A 16,807-nucleotide genomic window follows, 5' to 3' on the forward strand; every position below is an offset into this window, starting at 1 on the left:
CACGGTGCGGCCTGAAGCGTGGTTGAGGTCAAGCCGGGGTCGGAGCATTCGGGGCAAGGACGGGGCGATGGCCGGCGGCGTGACAGTCAGGCGGAAGCGCGGCCGTCGCGGCGCGCACCGGCAACCGCCCACAGCGCCCCTTCGAAATCGCAGGCCACGGTCTGTTGCGGCGGCTTCGCGTCGCGCGCGGACCAGGGGACGATCGATTGCGACGCGCGGTCGTTGCGCGACAGCAGCGACACCGCGCTGCGCCCGACCGCCAGCGCGTTCGGCCATTCGGCGCAGGCATTGATCGCGTTCTCCGGCGTGCAGACCGGCTTGTCGACCGACAGCAGCTGCACGCGCACGCCGAGTGTCTGCGCTTCTTCGTGCAGCACCTGGGTCAGCATGCGCACCGCCGCGCCGGTGACCGAGGCGTGGCCGTAACCGGACCAGCCGCGCTCGGCATACGGGCCACCGATCAGGACGTAGTTCGCTGCGGTCTGGCTTTCCGACAGCAGCGGCAGCAGGTGCCGCGCCGCGGCGAGGTGCGGGATCAGGTCCGCTTCCAGCTTCTCCAGCAGGAACGAGGCCGGACGGTCCAGCAGGCGACCCGCTTGCAGCGGCGTGCCGATGCTGGCGAACACCGCGCGCAGCGGGCGGCCGCGTTCGCGTACCTCGTCGGCCAGGCGCGCGGCGCCGCGGTCGTCGTGGATGCACGGCGAATACAACAGTTGCAGGCCGGGTTCGTCCTCGAAGTGCTCGGCCAGCGCGCTCATGCGCGGTCCTTCGCGACCGACGGCAAGCACGGGACTGCCGGCTTCAAGCAGCGCGCCGACCACGCCGAAGCCGACGTTGCCACTCGCGCCCAGGACCAGTGCGCCCGGCGTCAGCGTGTCCTTCATCGTGTTCACGGAGCGGTCCGCTCCGGCAGCGATGCGCGGCGCGTGTCGGCATGGGCCACGGAGCGCGGCAGCGTGAACTCGCGGAAGCTGGCGCGCGTGCCGGCGAAGGGCGCGCGCACCGCCGAACGACCCGTCGCGGGGGAGGACGACGACGGGTCGCTCGGCTTGCGGAAGCGTTCGGCCAGCGTGCTGGCAACGGCACGCAGCCAGCGCAGGACGGCAGTCGGAAGGGAAACGGGCATGGACGCCAGTCTGTCGACCGGCACGGTCACCGCGATATCCGGATCCTGTTGCGCGGTTGCCTGATCCTGCGTGCCATCCGGGACCGGGGCCACGAACGCCTGGCAGGTGCCGAGGCGCAGCGGCGGGGCACGATGGGCGTCTGCGGTGGCCGCCGCGCCGTTCGTCGGAAGGCAGCGGGCGAGTGTCCCGCTCATGGGATGAATCCTCCCGTGGTCGGGATAATCCCGAATGCCGGCATCAGCTTACCGAGACGGCGTCCGCCACCTACCACGCCGCCACGCTGCGAGCGCGGTGCGGCGACATGGCTTGAAATGTCATGTGCCAGCAGGCTTTTGCCGCGGCTGAAAGCCCGTGGATACGGGGATCCTGCAGTGTCTTCGGGATGCTCCAGCGACTGGAGGAAGCGGGCGAACAGCATGGTGGCGAGACCCGGTGGAGGACCATGGACGCCACGTTACGCCCCCAATGAGGACTTGATTAGTCCTGATTTAGGGGAATAATCATCCCGTCAGCGGGCCAATGTGTCCGTCGCCTACTGGAGACTCAGATGAGCCACGATCTCAACGACACCCTGATTTTCGTCAAGGTGGTGGAGCAGGGCAGCTTCATCGCCGCCGCCAATGTGCTGCGCCTGCCGAAGACCACGGTAAGCCGCAAGGTGCAGGAACTGGAGACGCGCCTGGGTGCGCAGTTGCTGCACCGGACCACCCGCAAGCTGGGCCTCACCGAAGCCGGCAACATCTATTACGAGCACTGCCAGCGCATCGCGCGCGAATTGAACGAAGCCGCGAGCGCGGTCAGCCAGTTGCATGCCGGTCCGCGCGGCTGGTTGCGCTTCACCGCGCCGTATTCCATCGGCATCGACAAGATCTCGCCGCTGCTGGGCGAATTCCACGCGCAGTACCCGGAGATTCGCGTGGAGATGCTGCTCGCCAACGACACGCTCGACCTGATCTCCGGCGAGATCGATGTCGCGCTGCGCATCGGCAACCTGCCCGATTCCAATCTGGTCGCGCGTCGCCTCAGCACGCTGCGCACGCAGGTGTACGCCAGCCCGAAATACCTGGCGCGCTACGGCGAACCGCTGCACCCGGACGACCTGCAGCACCATCGGGTGCTGGCCATGCCGAAGAACCGCCGCGGCAACGCGTGGGCCATGGAACTGCGCGATGCCAACGGCGAGCACGACTACCCGATCAACCCGATCCTGGTCGCCAACGATCCCGCCGCGCTCAAGGGCGCGCTGCTGTGCGGTGAAGGTTTGATGCTCGGCGCCGACGTGATGGTAAAGCCCTACCTGGAACAGGGGCACCTGCAGCGCGTGCTTGCCGGCTGGACCGGTCCGGAGTACGAGTTCAACGCCGTGTTCCCGCGCGGGCACGTGCAGTCGCCGAAGGTGCGCGCCTTCGTCGACTTCCTGGTCGAGCGGATGAAGTTCGACGTCGACTACATGATGGAACACTGCCCGGTGTACCTGCAGCAGCAGGCCGAGGCGCGTGCGGCGGCGGAAGCCACGCCGGAAGCGGAAGCCGCGGCGGCGGTGGGACGCAAGGTGTTGGCCGATGTGCTGAGTTGAGAGAAGCGCGTGTGGCTGTCCTTCGTCATCCCAGCGAACGCTGGGATCCATTGGCTTTTCGTCGTTCGAACACAGCGGAGCAAGATGGTCCCGGCGTTCGCGGGGACGACTGTGCTGCGATTGAATAGGGCACGCCGAGCGTCGGTGAGTGTTTGGAAATCTGGATCACACAGAGCGGCCTCCGGGATGTCATTCCGGCGCAAGCTGAGCTCCAGGGTCGCTTGCATGTGCTGCGGCTGCTTACGAGCATAGGTAAAGGCGAAATGGGTCCCAGCGTTCGCTGGGACGACGGCGCTGATGCTGCGTAGCGCAAGCCGCGCGGCGAGCGAAGTCCGGAAGCCTCGCGCTAACGATTCCCGAACGCAAGCCGACGCGGGGCTGGCTAGGATGGGTCCGCATCGCCCGGAGTTGGGTTGTCGCCATGGACGGACTGCCGCACCGCGTCTCCACCTGACCAGGAATCCGCACGATGAAGACACCGATGGCCGCCTTCGCGGCACTGTGGCTGGCCGCCTGCACGCCCGCCGATCCCGATCCCGCGTCGACGCCCGCACAGGCGACCATGCCGGTGGCAGAGACGCCGTCCGGCGCTGCAGCGCCGGCGCCGCCCGTGGCCGAGGTCGTCGATGATCCGCTGGCGGTGAACCAGACCATCGACGACGTACTGGGCGACCACGCCCGCTACGAAGCCGTGATCCGCCAGCTGCAGCAGGCTGTCGCAGCGAACGACGCTGCCGCCGTGGCCGCGCTGGTGAACTATCCGTTCGCCACCGTGCGCGATGGGCAGCCACTGAAGATCGCCGACGCGGACGCCTTCGTGCGCGAGTACGACCGGATCATGACGCCGGCCATCGCCGACGCGATCAAGCGGCAGAAGTATTCGCAGCTGATGGTCAACTACAAGGGCGTGATGTTCGGCAACGGCGAGGCATGGGTAAACGGCATCTGCAAGGACGATGCCTGCAAGGATGTGGACGTGCGCGTGGTGGCATTGCAGCCGACGTCCTGATCCGGGGCGTCTGTTGCGGGAGACCACTGTTGTGGGAGCGACGTAAGTCGCGAACGCACGGCCGGCGCGCTCGGAAGGGTTGCGCAGGCGGCGACAGATCGGATCAGGTCATTCGCCTTGCGTATCTGGAAATCCAGCTTGCGTGCACGGATGGCATCCGCTCGCGACTTACGTCGCTCCCACAGCGAACAATTACGTCGCTCCGATAAAGAAAAAAAGGGCGGCCAATGGCCGCCCTTCTTCGTACGTCACGCCGCTACGGCTATTCCACCACCACATCCACACGTCGCGCCTCGTCGGCATTCCCGCTGCCGGTGGTTTGCGCCGGTTTGTCCAGCGTGATGCGCTCGACCGACACGCCGTTCACCACCAGCCACTGCTGGATGGCTTCGGCGCGCTGCTTGGCCAGGGCCTCGTTGGCGGCGGCATCGCCGCTGGCATCGTGGAAGCCGGAGACGCGCACGTGCGTGCCAGGTTCGGCGCCCAGCGTGCCGAGTACGCCGGACATCCGTACGCTGGTGTCCGAGGGAACGACTGCCGAGCCACTGTCGAACAGGATGCGTGCGCTGCGGCCCTCCACGACGTCGCCGGTCGTCATCGGTGCCGTATGAGCGGCCACCTCCGACGACGTGACGCTGCCGAGCCAGCCGTTGACCGGCAGCACGGGTACCAGCAGCAGCGCGACGATGTTGATGATCTTGATCAGCGGGTTGATCGCCGGGCCGGCCGTGTCCTTGTAGGGATCGCCGACGGTGTCGCCGGTGACCGCGGCCTTGTGCGCTTCGCTGCCCTTGCCGCCGTGGTGGCCATCCTCGATGTACTTCTTGGCGTTGTCCCACGCGCCGCCGCCGGTGGTCATCGAGATGGCGACGAACAGACCCGTCACGATCGTGCCGATCAGCAGGCCGCCCAGCGCCTGCGGACCCAGCAGCAGGCCGACGATGATCGGTACGACCACGGGCAGCAGCGAGGGCACGATCATTTCCTTGATCGCCGACCTGGTCAGCATGTCGACCGCGCGGCTGTAGTCCGGCTTGGCGGTGCCCGCCATGATCCCGGGGATCTCGCGGAACTGCCGGCGCACTTCCTCCACCACGCTGCCCGCCGCACGACCCACGGCTTCCATCGCCATCGCGCCGAACAGGTAGGGGATCAGGCCACCGATCAGCAGGCCGACGATCACCAGGTGGTTGGACAGGTCGAAGGTGAACACCGTGCCCGGATGTGCGGTCTGCAGGTTATGCGTGTAGTCGGCGAACAGCACCAGCGCCGCGAGCGCAGCCGAACCGATCGCATAGCCCTTGGTCACCGCCTTGGTGGTGTTGCCGACCGCGTCCAGCGGGTCGGTGATGTTGCGGATCTCCGGCGGCAGTTCCGCCATTTCCGCGATACCGCCGGCGTTGTCGGTGATCGGTCCGTACGCATCCAGCGCCACGATCATGCCGGCCATCGACAGCATGGCCGTGGCGGCGATGGCGATGCCGTACAGGCCGCCCAGCGCGTAGGCGCCGAGGATCGCGATGCACACCGCCACGACGGGCCACGCGGTCGACCGCATCGATACGCCGAGGCCGGCGATGATGTTGGTGCCATGGCCGGTGGTCGATGCCGCGGCGACGTGCTTGACCGGCGCGTACTGCGTGCCGGTGTAGTACTCGGTGATCCACACGATCACGCCCGTCAGCACCAGGCCGACCAGGGCGCAGAAGTACAGGTTCAGCGCGCCGTACGATGAGTCGGCCATCAGTTGCGTGGTGATGGGATAGAACGCGATCGCCGCCAGCACCGCCGAGACGATCACGCCCTTGTACAGCGCGCCCATGATTGAGCCGCCGGCTTTTACTTTCACGAACATCGCACCGATGATCGAGGCGATGATCGATACGCCGCCGAGCACCAGCGGGTACAGCACCGCGTGCTCGCCCGCCTGCGCGATCATCAGGCTGCCGAGCAGCATGGTCGCGATGATGGTGACCGCGTAGGTTTCGAACAGGTCAGCCGCCATGCCGGCGCAGTCGCCGACGTTGTCGCCGACGTTGTCGGCGATCACCGCCGGGTTGCGCGGGTCGTCCTCGGGGATGCCGGCCTCGACCTTGCCCACCAGGTCCGCGCCGACGTCGGCGCCCTTGGTGAAGATGCCGCCGCCCAGCCGCGCGAAGATCGAGATCAGCGAGGAGCCGAAGGCCAGGCCGACCAGCGCGTGCAGCGCGTCCGCTTGGGTGTAGCCCATGTGGAGATGCAGCACCGCGTAGTAGCCGGCCACGCCCAGCAGGCCCAGGCCGACGACCAGCATGCCGGTGATGGCGCCGCCCTTGAAGGCGACGTCCATCGCCGCGCTCATGCCCTTGCTGGCGGCCTCGGCGGTGCGCACGTTGGCGCGGACCGACACGTTCATGCCGATGTAGCCGGCGGCGCCCGACAGCACCGCACCGATCAGGAAGCCGATGGCGCTGGCCCAGGACACGAAGAAGCCGATCAGCACGAGCAGCACGATGCCTGCGATGCCGATGGTGGTGTACTGGCGGTTGAGGTAGGCGCTGGCGCCTTCCTGCACGGCCGCCGCGATTTCCTGCATGCGGGCGTTGCCCGCGGGTTGTTTCAGGATCCAGCGCGCAGCCACCACGCCGTAGATGATCGCCACGCCGGCGCAGATCAGCGCCAGCGTCAAACCGTGTTGTTCCAGCATGACCCCTCCCAAGGTAGATGGATGTCGTCCAGCAGAAAGCATGAACACGCAACCCAATCCTGGTGGAGCCTGTTGAACGATTGAGCGCACTCGACCGCCGCGATGGACTGCAGCACGAAACCCTTGTTCAGACATCCCTGGAGCTGGCCCGAGTATGACCGGATGCGCTGCAGGCCGCCAGCGGTGACGGACCGGTTCAGGCATTTCGTGCCAGCCTTGCGACCCTGCTCGTGTTTCCGTATCCGTTTCAAGGAGTTGCCATGCGTCAGCCCGTCGCACGTTGTTTGTTCGCCGCATGCCTGGTGATGGCGTCGGCGGCCCATGCGGCCGATCCCGCACCGGAAATCCAGCGCCCGGCCGCCACGCCGCAGGCCGTCGGCGCGGTGCACAGCCTGCGGCAGATCCCGGAGGCGTGCGCGCGGCTGGAAGGCGCGTTCACCGGCGACGCCGCACAGCCGTATCGCTATGCACCCGTGCGCACCAGCCCGCAATGCCAGCCGCGCGCGCGCTTCGTCGATTTCGACAAGGCGAAGCCATCGATCGCGGCGGGCTGGAAACTCAACGACGTGATCCGCGTACCGAATGCCGCCTGCCCATCACAACAGGCGGTCGTGCGCGTCTGGCGCAAGCCGGGCAGTGCCGCGCCGCCGCCGCTCGACGGCCAGGGCCAGTCGCGCATCTACCTGCAGGACGCGAAGCAGCAGGCCGGCACCGCCGCGCAGGCGCCGTCGCTGACCCTGTTCGCGGCGAAGCTCGAGGTCGAAGGCAAGGCCTGCCGCTAACCGGCTGCTGGCGTGCCCTGGTGATACGACAGTTGCCAACCCATCGTGGTACGCCGCCACACAGAGACGCGCAGTGCACCGTTGACGGGAACGCCAGCGGGGCCTGTCTCGTGCGAGCGGAAGTGCAGCAGGGCGATATCCGGCGTCAGTGATTCGACGCGGTGGTCGCCAGCGATCACCTCTGGAAGCTGTGTTCGCGCGGCGAGGAAATCGATGACCGTCTGCCGCACGTAGCGATTGCCCGAGCGGCCGACTTCGTGGAAGTCGGGATGCAGCAGGCGTTCCAGCCTTTCACGCGTGCAACGCGCGCCGGGATGGTGGAGTTCGGTTTCCAGGGCCGTGAGTTCGGCGAGCAGGCTGTCCATCGTGCAAGCCTAGCCTGCCCCCGGTGCCGCTTGAAGCGTCAGGTGCTGGCCGGTGCGCGCGCCTGGCCTGCATGGTCCTTCTGGGCCAGGTATTGGCCGAAACGGTAGCCAGCGCCGGCGATGGCGAGGCCGATGGCGACGGCGAGCATGCCGATGAGCACCTTGCGGAACATGGAGGACTCCGGTGGCGGGGCGATGGCGTCACGCTAGCACCGGTGCGGAAGCCGCGACGGTGCCTGAAGTCATCCCGCCCGGATGGCGGCGCCGCGTTCCGCGAGCAACTCGCGCAGCGCCGAGCGATGGCAATGCGCTTCGTCTTCGCAGTAGCAGCCGACCGAGAAGTGGCTGGCATGCGACAGCGCCGCCAGCAGGTCCAGCGTGCGCGCGTTGTCGGGCGTGGCCATCTCGGCGCGGTACTTCTTCATGAAGGCAGTCCACGCCTTGGGCGTATCCGCGTCCTGCGCCTCCTTCACCAGTGCCGCGCTGGGTGCGAGGTTGGGGTACCAGACGTCGTACCAGTCCTGCGAGGCGAACTCGGCCTTCGGCACGCCACGTGGCGGCCTGCGCACCGTCCCGATGCGCAGGCCTTCGTCCTTCGTGCGTGGGCTGCCTAGGCGGACGATGCGGACGGTCACTGCCCGGTCAACCTTCCCAGGCGGGCAGCTTCTTCTTCACCGCCACGTTCTTCAGTGCGACGTACTTCGGCAGGCCGTCGGTGCCGTAGGGCGGATAGGCCTCGCCGCGGATCAGGGGCTGCAGGTAGGTGCGCGCCTTGTCGGTGATGCCGTAGCCGTCCTTGCGGATGAAGTTCGGCGGGAATTTCTTCTCGTGGTTGGCGACCTTCGACAGCGGCGCGGCCTCGATCTTCCAGCGGAACGGGGCGTCTGAGGTGCGCACGATCACCGGCATCACCGCGTTCTGTCCCTTCAGGGCGAACTGCACCGCCGCCTTGCCGACGGCCTGCGCCTGCTCCCAGTCGGTCTTCGAGGCGATGTGGCGCGCCGAGCGCTGCAGGTAATCGGGCAGGGTCCAGTGGACCTTCAGGCCCAGCTGGTCCTTCACGCGGCCGGCGAGATACGAGGCCACGCCACCAAGCTGCGTATGGCCGAACGAATCCTTGCCGCCGCCGGCATCGGCGACGAAGCGGCCGTCCGCGTACTGGATGCCTTCGCTGGCCACCACCACGCACCAGCCCACGCGCTCCGCCGTCTTCTTCACCTGGGCGAGGAAATCGACTTCGTCGTACGGCCGTTCGGGGAACAGGATCAGGTGCGGCGCCTCGTCGCGGGTCTGCCCGGCCAGGCCGGCGGCCGCAGCCAGCCAGCCCGCGTGGCGTCCCATGGCCTCGTAGACGAACACCTTGGTCGAGGTTTCCGCCATCGCGGCCACGTCGAGCGCAGCCTCGCGCAAGGAGACGGCCGTGTACTTGGCGGCCGAACCGAAGCCTGGGCAGGTATCGGTGACGGCCAGGTCGTTGTCGACGGTCTTCGGCACGCCGATGCAGGTGAGCGGGTAATCGAAGGCCTGCGCCAGCTGCGAGACCTTCCACGCCGTGTCGGCCGAATCGTTGCCGCCGTTGTAGAGGAAGTACCGCACGTCGTGCGCCTTCAACACGGCCAGCAGGCGCTCGTACCTGGCGCGGTCGGCCTCCAGCGACTTCAGCTTGACCCGGCAGCTGCCGAAGGCGCCGCCCGGGGTATGGGCCAGGGCGCGGATGGCGGCCGCCGACTCCTTGCTGGTGTCGATCAGTTCCTCGCGCAATGCGCCGAGAATGCCGTTGCGCGCGGCCAAAACCTTGATTTTCCGGGCGCGCGCCTCGGTGATGACCGCCGAAGCGGAGGCATTGATGACGGCGGTGACACCGCCGGACTGCGCATAAAGTAGGGTGCCAGACGCCATGTGGGGTTCGTTCCGGGGTGCGGGGATGCGGTAAGCTTCACATAGATGACGCGGTGCAGCGCGGCGCGAAGCGCATGGCGCGATCCACCGCTCGCAGGATTCCAGTTTCGGGAGTTACAGCATGCGATTGGTTCTACTGGGCCCACCCGGGTCGGGCAAGGGCACTCAGGCAGCGCGCCTGAAGGACTACCTGCAGGTACCGCATATCTCCACCGGCGACCTGCTGCGTGCCGAAGTCGCCGCCGGCAGCCCGCTCGGCCTGCAGGCCAAGGAAGTGATGGCGCGCGGCGAGCTGGTCAGCGACGACATCCTGCTCGGCATGCTGGAAGCCCGCTTCTCCCGTGACGACACGAAGGCGGGCTTCATCCTCGACGGCTACCCGCGCAACCTGGTGCAGGCTGCGGCGCTGGGTCAGTTGCTGGCCAAGCTGGGCCAGAAGTTCGACTTCGCCGTGCAGCTGGAGGTGCCTACCGAACTGCTGGTGGAGCGCATCGCCGGCCGCGCCCAGGCCGAAGGCCGTGCCGACGACAATCCGGAATCGGTACGCAAGCGCCTGCAGGTCTACACCGACCAGACCGCGCCGGTCATCGACTTCTATCGCCAGCAGGGTGAACTGACCGTCGTCGACGGCGTCGGCTCGCTGGACGAGGTATTCACCCGTGTCACCGAGGCGCTGACGCCGGCCAAGGAAGTGGGCTGACGTCCGTTCCGCACCTCGCATGATCCTCAGAAGCCCCGCCCACGCGGGGCTTCTGCTTTTTGCGGGAGCGGTGACCGCATGCATCGCGATGCCCGGGGCGGCGCTGCTATGGTCCGGTTGCCGAGGGACCATCCGGAGTCGTCGATGAAGCGCATCGCCTGCCTGCTGTTCGCCTGCCTGTTGCTGTCGCCGATGGCGCAGGCCAAGGACTTCCTGCGCACGCAGGGCGCGCGGATCGTCGATGCCGGCGGCAAGCCGGTGATCCTGCGCGGCATGGGCCTGGGCGGCTGGATGTTGCAGGAAGGCTACATGCTCGACATCGATGGCATAGGCACGCAGCGCAGCATCCATGCGCGCATCGCCGACCTGATCGGCCCGGAGAAGGCGGACGCGTTCTACCAGGCGTGGCGCGACAACCACACCACCAAGGCCGACATCGACGCCATGGGGCGCTGGGGCTTCAACGCCGTGCGCCTGCCCATGCACTACGCGCTGTACACGCTGCCGGTGGAACAGGAGCCGGTGGCCGGCCGGCAGACGTGGCTGGAGGAAGGTTTCCGCCGCACCGACGACCTGCTGGCCTGGGCCAAGGCCAACGACCTGTACCTGATCCTCGACCTGCACGCCGCGCCGGGCGGGCAGGGCAACGACCACAACATCGCCGACCGCGATCCCGCGACGCCCTCGCTGTGGGAGGACCGACGCCACCAGGACAAGATGGTCGCGCTGTGGAAGCGACTGGCGCAGCGCTACAAGGACGAGCCGTACATCGCCGCCTACGACCTCATCAACGAGCCGAACTGGGGCTTCGCCGACAAGGCCGACACGAACGGGTGCAAGGAGGACGGCAACGCGCCGCTGAAGGACCTGCTGGTGCGCACCACGCGAGCGATCCGCGAAGTCGACAAGCGCCACGTCATCGTCATCGAGGGCAACTGCTGGGGCAACAACTACCGCGGCGTGCTCGACGACGGGCCGTGGGACGACAACCTGGTGATCAGCTTTCACAAGTACTGGAACGTCACCACCCGCGAGAGCATCGCCGACTCGCTGGCGTTGCGCGACAAGCACGACATGCCCCTGTGGCTGGGCGAGACCGGCGAGAACTCCAACGACTGGTTCGCGCGCACCGTCGCGCTGGTGGAAGGCGAGGGCATCGGCTGGGCGTGGTGGCCGCTGAAGAAGATCCGCTACAACAACCCGTTGCAGGTAATGCCGAACGAGGGCTACCGGCAGGTGCTGGCCTACTGGAAGGGCGAGGGGCCGCGGCCGTCAGCGCAGGCCGCCGAAGCCGCGCTGATGCGCTTCGCCACCGAGGATGTGCGCTACGACAACAACGTGCAGCATCCGGACGTGATCGATGCGCTGTTCCGCGCACCGCATTCGGACCAGTCGGTGCCGTTCAAGGCGCACAGGATCGATGTGCAAGGGGGCACGATCGCTGCGGTGGACTTCGACATGGGCCGCAACGGTGTGGCCTACCACGACCTGACGCCGGCCAATCACCACATCTCCGATGGCGGCGAACGGGTGGTGTGGAATCCGGCGATGACGTACCGCAACGATGGCGTCGACCTCGGCAAGGGCGCCGATGGGCAGCTGTACGTCGCTGGCCTGCAGCGCGGTGAATGGTTGAAGTACACCTTCGACGCGGGCGCAGGCGGGTCCTACCGGCTGGCGTTGGACGGGCAGGGCAAGGGGCGCGTGTCGCTGGTGCTCAACGGCACGCTGGTGAACGCCGTGGACAGGGCGCGCGGGTTCCGTGGCCTGGTGCTGGCGCCGGGCCGCAACACGCTGGTGGTGAAGGGTGAGAGCGGCACCGTCGATCTGCGGACGCTGCGCTTCTCGCGCTGACCGGGCGCGCTCGGCTAAAGTCTGCGCAGTTTCCCCGGAAGTCCCGTCTTGAAGATCCACATCCTAGGCATCGCCGGCACCTTCATGGGCGGCGTGGCCGCCCTGGCCCGCGAACTTGGCCACACCGTCGAAGGCAGCGACCAGGCCATCTACCCGCCCATGTCGACCCAGCTGGAAACGCTCGGCATCGCGCTGGCGCAGGGCTATCAGCCACAGAACATCGCGCCCGACTGCGACGAGATCGTCATCGGCAACGCGCTGTCGCGCGGCAACCCGGCGGTGGAAGCGGTGCTGGACCAGGGCCGCCGCTATATCTCGGGCGCGCAGTGGTTGTCCGAACGCGTGCTGCCGGGCCGCGACACGCTGGCCGTCGCCGGTACGCACGGCAAGACCACCACCACCACCATCCTGACCTACCTGCTGGATGCGGCGGGCCGTTCGCCCGGCTTCCTGATCGGCGGCGTGGCCGAGGATTTCGGCGCATCGGCGCGCATCGGCGGCGGACGCGAGTTCGTGGTGGAAGCGGACGAATACGACACCGCGTTCTTCGACAAGCGCAGCAAGTTCGTCCACTACCGCCCGCTGGTCGCCATCCTCAACAACCTGGAGTACGACCACGCCGACATCTTCCCGGACGTGGCCGCGATCCAGCGCCAGTTCCACCACCTGGTCCGCACGGTGCCGCGTCGCGGCCGCCTGATCGTCAACGGCGAGGACGCGCGCCTAGCGGAGGTGCTGGCGATGGGCTGCTGGACGCCCGTGGAGCGCTTCGGGCTCTACGACTGCGCGTCCGATGCCTCCCTGGAATGGAGCGCGCGCCTGATCCGCGACGACGGCAGCGCCTTCGCCGTGCGCCACCACGGCATCGAGATCGGTGAGGTGCACTGGCCGATGCTGGGCCGGCATAACGTGCTCAACGGCCTGGCGGCGCTGGCCGCCTGCCACGCGGTCGGTGTCGACGTCAGTACCGTGCTGCCTGCGCTGGCGTCGTTCCGCAGCGTGAAACGGCGGCTGGAAGTGATCGGCCAGCACGACGGCATCACCATCTACGACGACTTCGCCCACCATCCCACCGCCATCCACACCACGCTGGAAGGCCTGCGTGCGCGTGTCGGTGATGCGCGCATCGTGGTGGCGATGGAACCGCGCAGCAATTCGATGCGCTCGGGTGCGCATGCCGACGCGCTGGCACCGTCGCTCGATATCGCCGATGCGGTCGTCTTCCTGCATCGCAAAGAGTTGGCATGGGATGCGGCGAAAGTCGTCGGCGCCATCCGTGGCGATGCCCGTAGCGTGCCCGATGCCGACGCGCTGATCGCAGCGCTGAAGGCGCAGGCGCGTCCCGGCGACCACGTGGTGTTCATGTCCAACGGTGGATTCGACGACGCACCGCGACGCTTCCTGGCGGCACTGCAGGGTTGATACGGTCGGCATGGCGCACGAATCGTTGCCGCTGTTCCCGTTGCACAAGGTGCTGCTGCCCGGCGCCGCGATGGACCTGCGCATCTTCGAGCGCCGCTACCTGGACCTGGTGCGCGACTGCGGCCGTGCGGAGCGCGGATTCGGCGTCTGCCTGATCCTGGACGGCAGCGAAGCCGGTGCGCCGGCCACGCCGGCCGCCTACGGCGTCGAAGCGCGGATCGAGAATTTCGACATGGGCGACGATGGCCTGCTGTCGTTGCGCGTGCGCGGCCATCGCCGCTTCCATGCGGTGCGCACGCGGGTGCGCGATAACGGCCTGGTGATGGCGGACGTGGAGTGGCTGCGCGCCGACCAGGACGGCGAGATCCGCCCCGAGCACGCCCTGCTCGGCACCCTGCTGCAGACCATGATGGAGAAGGCGGGCACCGACCTGGGCAAGCTGCCGCCGCGGGTCTTCGAGCGCGCGGCCTGGGTAGGGTGGCGGTTGGCCGACGTGCTGCCGATCACCCCCGAGCAGCGCGTGTCGATCCTGCAGGAAGACGACGTGCATGCCCGCCTGCAGCGCCTGCTGGAGTGGATCGACTGACGCCCCTCCTACAACCACGTCATTGACGCGCTTGTGGCAGGGTCGGCTCGCCATCGGTACGCAGGCGCAACACCGGCAATCCCGAATCCGGATGCGGCGCGATCGCGTGATCGAGGTCCGACGTCGCCTGCGTCACCGCATCCAGCGCCGTGCGTGCCTCGCGCAGCGGTCGCCACAGGCGCACCAGGTTGAACGCGCGCTGTTGCTGCAGCACCTGCGCGCTGCCGATCCACAACGGCACCTCGCCGGGTTGCAGGCGCGTATCGGCGGGCCACAGGCGCAGCACGTACACCTCGCCGGGCTGGTCGCCCTTGCGCAGCATCAACAGGCTTTCCGCGCGGGTGTCCAGCGTCGCCGGCAACACGGGCTGTTGGTCGTCGGGCAGATCGCTGTCGAGCAGGTTCAACGTTTCCTGCCAGCCCGCCTGCGGCTGCTCGCGCCAACCGGCGGCCGCCAGCGTCGTCTTGAGCGGCGCCAACGGACCGGCGACCTGCACGTCCAGCGGCCAGCGCTGTTCGTCATCGAACTCGTTGCGGCGCGCGGGCAGCGACTGCCAGCCCTCGCTCCACCAGTCCTGCAGGGCGACGGTGCGCTCGATCACCGGGGCCTGGAACTGCGCCAGCATGCGTTCGACGTTGCGCGGCGCATGCCACAGCCCGGCCAGCACGAAACTGCCGTAGAACAGCCAGGCGATCGGCTTGATCCAGAACGAACGCACCATGCGCCGGCGGTAGGCGATGCCAAGCACCAGCAGCCAGACCAGGCCGAAGAGCATGCCGCCGATGATGTCGCTGAGCCAGTGCGCGCCCAGGTAGATGCGCGCGAAGCCGATCAGCGCCACCACAACGCCCGAGACCAGGTAGGGCCAGACGCGCGTGCGCCCCGGCAACTCGCGCGCGATCAGCACCGCGAAGAAGCCGAAGGTGATCGTCGACATCGTCACCGCGATGGACGGGAAACCGAAGCCGCTGCTGACACTGGGGGGTTTGGGGATGTCGACCGATGCGCCGAGCCACGCCGTCAGCGCGAGACCGAACGCCAGCGCCGCCAGCCAGTGCCCGGCCGCCATCCAGCGCTTGCGCCAGCACAGGTAGCCCAGCACCAGCAGCGAGGCCGGCGCGAGCACCTGTTCGTCGCCGAGCGAGGCGATCGCCGCCAGCGGATAGTCCGCCAGTGGATTGCGCAGGGCGCGCATCAGTTCGTAGACCCACAGGTCCATCGCCAGCGGTTCGCCGTGGCCGATCACGATGATGAGGAACGCGAACCAGACCCAGACGATGCCCAGCAGCAGGATGGCGAGCAGCGCCAGCGGCACCGACTCGCGCCGCGCCGGCTCGAACACGGCCGCCGTGTAGCGGCCCAGCACCGGATGCGCGTGCGACCACGCCAGTGCGCGGGCCAGCAGCGCGTCCGCATGCGCGGCGAACCACCGATACGTGTACAGCACCACCGCCCAGGCCAGCGCGATCACCAGCACCAGCAGCCCCAGCACCAGCGCCAGCCGGCCGGCCACGGCAGCGACCGCGTCGTAGGCATGGCCCAGTACCCAGCCCGGCAGCAGGAAGGCCGCGGCCCACGCAATGCAGGCCGCGCCGCTCGCCACCAGGTAACGGCGCATGGGCATGCGCGAGATGCCGGCGACCGCGGGCACGAAGGGGCGGATGGGACCGACGAAGCGCGCGATGAAGATGCTTTTCCACGCATTGCGGCGGAACAGGATCTCGCCACGGTCCAGCAACTGCGGGTACTTGCGGAACGGCCACACCGTGCGCAGCTGCTGGCCCCAGCGGTGGCCGACCCAGTAACTGGTCGCATCGCCGATCAGCGCGCCCAGCGTGGCGCAGATGACCGCATAGGGGCCGGAAATCTCCCCCAGCCCGATCAGCACGCCCACCGCGAACAGCAGCGGCAGCGCCGGCACGATGGCGCCGAGGATGATCACCGCATCGCAGAACGCGATCGCGAAGATCACCAGCCCCGCGGCCACGGGATGTGCGCTGATCCAGGCCAGCAGGTTGTCGAACCAGGAGGCTTCCATCGCCGGATTATAGGCGGCGGTACATGACCCGCGTCTGCGACCTATGGACGTAGAATGACCGGGTGGACTTGCGCTCGCCTTCCGAAATTGCTGCACTCAAGGCCGACAGCTTCGGCCGTATCTCGTTGATGCAGGGACCGGAGGGTCCGTTCGTGCGGCGCGACCTTGCGCACGTTCCGTTGTGGCTGCGGCTGCCGGCCTGGTGGCTGGCGCGGCGCGAGGCACTGGCCCTGCGCCAGGTCGCCGGCATGGCCGACGTCCCGCAACTGCTCGACTGGACCGGTCGCCGCCTCGACCGCAGCTACATGGAAGGCGCGGCGATGTACCAGCGGCCGCCGCACGGCGACCTGGCCTACTTCCGTGCGGCCCGCCGCTTGCTGCAGCAACTGCATCGCCGCGGCATCGCCCACAACGACCTGGCCAAGGAAGCGAACTGGCTGGTGCTGGCTGATGGCCGCCCGGCCATCATCGATTTCCAGCTCGCCACCCGCGGCGATCCGCGCTCGCGCTGGATGCGGCTGCTGGCGCGGCAGGATCTGCGCCACCTGCTCAAGCACAAGCGCATGTATTGCGCCACGTCGATCACGCCCGTCGAAAGACGCGTGCTGAAACGCACCTCATGGCTGCGCGACCTCTGGTTCCGCACCGGCAAGCCGGTCTATCGCTTCATCACCCGTCGCCTGCTGAAGTGGGAAGACAACGAAGGGCAGGGGCCGAAACCGTGAACCCGTCATTCTCGCGCCAACCCTCCACGTGGAGCACC

At 68.0% G+C, this 16,807-nt stretch carries 17 protein-coding genes and 1 pseudogene; 8 read left to right on the plus strand and 10 right to left on the minus strand.

Translation table 11 applies throughout. The annotated features are described in order from the left end of the window. Nucleotides 1-86 precede the first annotated feature (86 nt). Genes V7060_RS00475 through V7060_RS00485 form a run of 3 tightly spaced genes read right to left on the minus strand, consistent with a single transcriptional unit; the run spans nt 87 to nt 1,545 of the window. Nucleotides 87-884, minus strand: coding sequence for an SDR family NAD(P)-dependent oxidoreductase (locus tag V7060_RS00475; RefSeq protein WP_334177649.1), 798 nt, complete (start codon nt 882-884; stop codon nt 87-89). Between the two features lie 5 nt (nt 885-889). Next, the gene (locus tag V7060_RS00480) at nt 890-1,321 is read right to left on the minus strand and encodes a hypothetical protein (protein WP_334177312.1); all 432 of its coding nucleotides are present in this window, start codon (nt 1,319-1,321) and stop codon (nt 890-892) included. After that, nucleotides 1,318-1,545, minus strand: a complete 228-nt coding sequence (locus V7060_RS00485) for a hypothetical protein (RefSeq protein WP_334177313.1) — start codon at nt 1,543-1,545, stop codon at nt 1,318-1,320. The genes V7060_RS00480 and V7060_RS00485 overlap by 4 nt, the downstream gene beginning before the upstream one ends. A gap of 129 nt (nt 1,546-1,674) precedes the next feature. Between V7060_RS00485 and V7060_RS00490 the strand changes: the two genes are divergently transcribed. Both V7060_RS00490 and V7060_RS00495 read left to right on the plus strand, forming a co-directional pair. Then, entirely contained in the window at nt 1,675-2,703 is a 1,029-nt protein-coding gene (locus V7060_RS00490) for a LysR substrate-binding domain-containing protein (RefSeq protein ID WP_334177314.1), read from the plus strand. Nucleotides 2,704-3,172: 469 nt separating this feature from the next. Next, nucleotides 3,173-3,712, plus strand: coding sequence for a hypothetical protein (locus V7060_RS00495; RefSeq protein ID WP_334177315.1), 540 nt, complete (start codon nt 3,173-3,175; stop codon nt 3,710-3,712). Between the two features lie 262 nt (nt 3,713-3,974). Here the strand turns inward: V7060_RS00495 and V7060_RS00500 are convergent, their stop codons facing one another. Together V7060_RS00500 and V7060_RS00505 are read right to left on the minus strand one after the other, a co-directional pair. Beyond that, nucleotides 3,975-4,310: an OmpA family protein gene (locus tag V7060_RS00500; RefSeq protein WP_334177650.1), complete on the minus strand. Its 336-nt coding sequence runs from the start codon at nt 4,308-4,310 to the stop codon at nt 3,975-3,977. Nucleotides 4,311-4,370: 60 nt separating this feature from the next. After that, nucleotides 4,371-6,398, minus strand: a pseudogene (locus V7060_RS00505) (sodium-translocating pyrophosphatase); the annotation flags it as partial. 305 nt (nt 6,399-6,703) lie between these two features. Between V7060_RS00505 and V7060_RS00510 the strand changes: the two are divergent. Next, complete coding sequence (locus V7060_RS00510) at nt 6,704-7,180, plus strand: hypothetical protein (RefSeq protein ID WP_334177651.1); 477 nt, start codon at nt 6,704-6,706, stop codon at nt 7,178-7,180. On the opposite strand, the gene V7060_RS00515 is transcribed toward V7060_RS00510, so the two are convergent. From V7060_RS00515 to V7060_RS00530, 4 genes are all read right to left on the minus strand, one after another. Then, nucleotides 7,177-7,545 carry a DUF4440 domain-containing protein gene (locus V7060_RS00515; RefSeq protein WP_334177316.1) on the minus strand — a complete coding sequence of 123 codons (369 nt, stop codon included), beginning with the start codon at nt 7,543-7,545 and terminating at the stop codon, nt 7,177-7,179. The two genes, V7060_RS00510 and V7060_RS00515, sit on opposite strands and share 4 nt — an antisense overlap. A 38-nt stretch (nt 7,546-7,583) precedes the next feature. Beyond that, nucleotides 7,584-7,718, minus strand: a complete 135-nt coding sequence (locus V7060_RS00520) for a hypothetical protein (protein ID WP_334177317.1) — start codon at nt 7,716-7,718, stop codon at nt 7,584-7,586. A gap of 69 nt (nt 7,719-7,787) precedes the next feature. Beyond that, nucleotides 7,788-8,180, minus strand: coding sequence for a DUF488 family protein (locus V7060_RS00525; RefSeq protein ID WP_334177318.1), 393 nt, complete (start codon nt 8,178-8,180; stop codon nt 7,788-7,790). A 7-nt stretch (nt 8,181-8,187) separates the two neighbouring features. After that, the gene (locus V7060_RS00530; protein WP_334177319.1) at nt 8,188-9,444 is read right to left on the minus strand and encodes a 6-phosphofructokinase; all 1,257 of its coding nucleotides are present in this window, start codon (nt 9,442-9,444) and stop codon (nt 8,188-8,190) included. A gap of 121 nt (nt 9,445-9,565) precedes the next feature. Between V7060_RS00530 and V7060_RS00535 the strand changes: the two genes are divergently transcribed. The 4 genes from V7060_RS00535 to V7060_RS00550 all read left to right on the plus strand — a co-directional run bounded on the left by V7060_RS00535 (nt 9,566) and on the right by V7060_RS00550 (nt 14,006). After that, nucleotides 9,566-10,144 (plus strand): adenylate kinase, encoded by a 579-nt coding sequence (locus V7060_RS00535; protein ID WP_334177320.1) that lies wholly within the window; start codon nt 9,566-9,568, stop codon nt 10,142-10,144. A gap of 144 nt (nt 10,145-10,288) precedes the next feature. Next, on the plus strand, nt 10,289-11,998 hold the full coding sequence (locus tag V7060_RS00540; RefSeq protein WP_334177321.1) for a cellulase family glycosylhydrolase: 1,710 nt from the start codon (nt 10,289-10,291) through the stop codon (nt 11,996-11,998). A 48-nt stretch (nt 11,999-12,046) separates the two neighbouring features. After that, nucleotides 12,047-13,420, plus strand: a complete 1,374-nt coding sequence (mpl, locus tag V7060_RS00545; RefSeq protein ID WP_334177322.1) for a UDP-N-acetylmuramate:L-alanyl-gamma-D-glutamyl-meso-diaminopimelate ligase — start codon at nt 12,047-12,049, stop codon at nt 13,418-13,420. A gap of 10 nt (nt 13,421-13,430) precedes the next feature. Further along, a complete protein-coding gene (locus V7060_RS00550; protein ID WP_334177323.1) occupies nt 13,431-14,006 on the plus strand; it encodes an LON peptidase substrate-binding domain-containing protein in 576 nt (191 codons plus the stop codon). A gap of 19 nt (nt 14,007-14,025) precedes the next feature. Here V7060_RS00550 and V7060_RS00555 read toward each other — a convergent pair whose 3' ends face one another. Continuing rightward, nucleotides 14,026-16,044: a VTT domain-containing protein gene (locus V7060_RS00555; protein ID WP_334177324.1), complete on the minus strand. Its 2,019-nt coding sequence runs from the start codon at nt 16,042-16,044 to the stop codon at nt 14,026-14,028. 128 nt (nt 16,045-16,172) lie between these two features. Between V7060_RS00555 and V7060_RS00560 the strand changes: the two genes are divergently transcribed. Then, the gene (locus V7060_RS00560; RefSeq protein ID WP_334177652.1) at nt 16,173-16,769 is read left to right on the plus strand and encodes a serine/threonine protein kinase; all 597 of its coding nucleotides are present in this window, start codon (nt 16,173-16,175) and stop codon (nt 16,767-16,769) included. Nucleotides 16,770-16,807 lie beyond the last annotated feature (38 nt).

The organism is Pseudoxanthomonas sp., assembly GCF_036845285.1.
GTDB lineage: Bacteria > Pseudomonadota > Gammaproteobacteria > Xanthomonadales > Xanthomonadaceae > Pseudoxanthomonas_A.

Excerpts from the sequence above, each read along its gene's own strand:
- V7060_RS00475 (WP_334177649.1), bottom strand. The coding sequence starts at position 884 with ATGAAGGACACGCTGACGCCGGGCGCACTGGTCCTGGGCGCGAGTGGC.
- V7060_RS00480 (WP_334177312.1), bottom strand. The coding sequence starts at position 1,321 with ATGAGCGGGACACTCGCCCGCTGCCTTCCGACGAACGGCGCGGCGGCC.
- V7060_RS00485 (WP_334177313.1), bottom strand. The coding sequence starts at position 1,545 with ATGCTGTTCGCCCGCTTCCTCCAGTCGCTGGAGCATCCCGAAGACACT.
- V7060_RS00490 (WP_334177314.1), top strand. The coding sequence starts at position 1,675 with ATGAGCCACGATCTCAACGACACCCTGATTTTCGTCAAGGTGGTGGAG.
- V7060_RS00495 (WP_334177315.1), top strand. The coding sequence starts at position 3,173 with ATGAAGACACCGATGGCCGCCTTCGCGGCACTGTGGCTGGCCGCCTGC.
- V7060_RS00500 (WP_334177650.1), bottom strand. The coding sequence starts at position 4,310 with ATGACGACCGGCGACGTCGTGGAGGGCCGCAGCGCACGCATCCTGTTC.
- V7060_RS00510 (WP_334177651.1), top strand. The coding sequence starts at position 6,704 with ATGGCGTCGGCGGCCCATGCGGCCGATCCCGCACCGGAAATCCAGCGC.
- V7060_RS00515 (WP_334177316.1), bottom strand. The coding sequence starts at position 7,545 with ATGGACAGCCTGCTCGCCGAACTCACGGCCCTGGAAACCGAACTCCAC.
- V7060_RS00520 (WP_334177317.1), bottom strand. The coding sequence starts at position 7,718 with ATGTTCCGCAAGGTGCTCATCGGCATGCTCGCCGTCGCCATCGGCCTC.
- V7060_RS00530 (WP_334177319.1), bottom strand. The coding sequence starts at position 9,444 with ATGGCGTCTGGCACCCTACTTTATGCGCAGTCCGGCGGTGTCACCGCC.
- V7060_RS00535 (WP_334177320.1), top strand. The coding sequence starts at position 9,566 with ATGCGATTGGTTCTACTGGGCCCACCCGGGTCGGGCAAGGGCACTCAG.
- V7060_RS00540 (WP_334177321.1), top strand. The coding sequence starts at position 10,289 with ATGAAGCGCATCGCCTGCCTGCTGTTCGCCTGCCTGTTGCTGTCGCCG.
- V7060_RS00550 (WP_334177323.1), top strand. The coding sequence starts at position 13,431 with ATGGCGCACGAATCGTTGCCGCTGTTCCCGTTGCACAAGGTGCTGCTG.
- V7060_RS00555 (WP_334177324.1), bottom strand. The coding sequence starts at position 16,044 with ATGGAAGCCTCCTGGTTCGACAACCTGCTGGCCTGGATCAGCGCACAT.
- V7060_RS00560 (WP_334177652.1), top strand. The coding sequence starts at position 16,173 with ATGCAGGGACCGGAGGGTCCGTTCGTGCGGCGCGACCTTGCGCACGTT.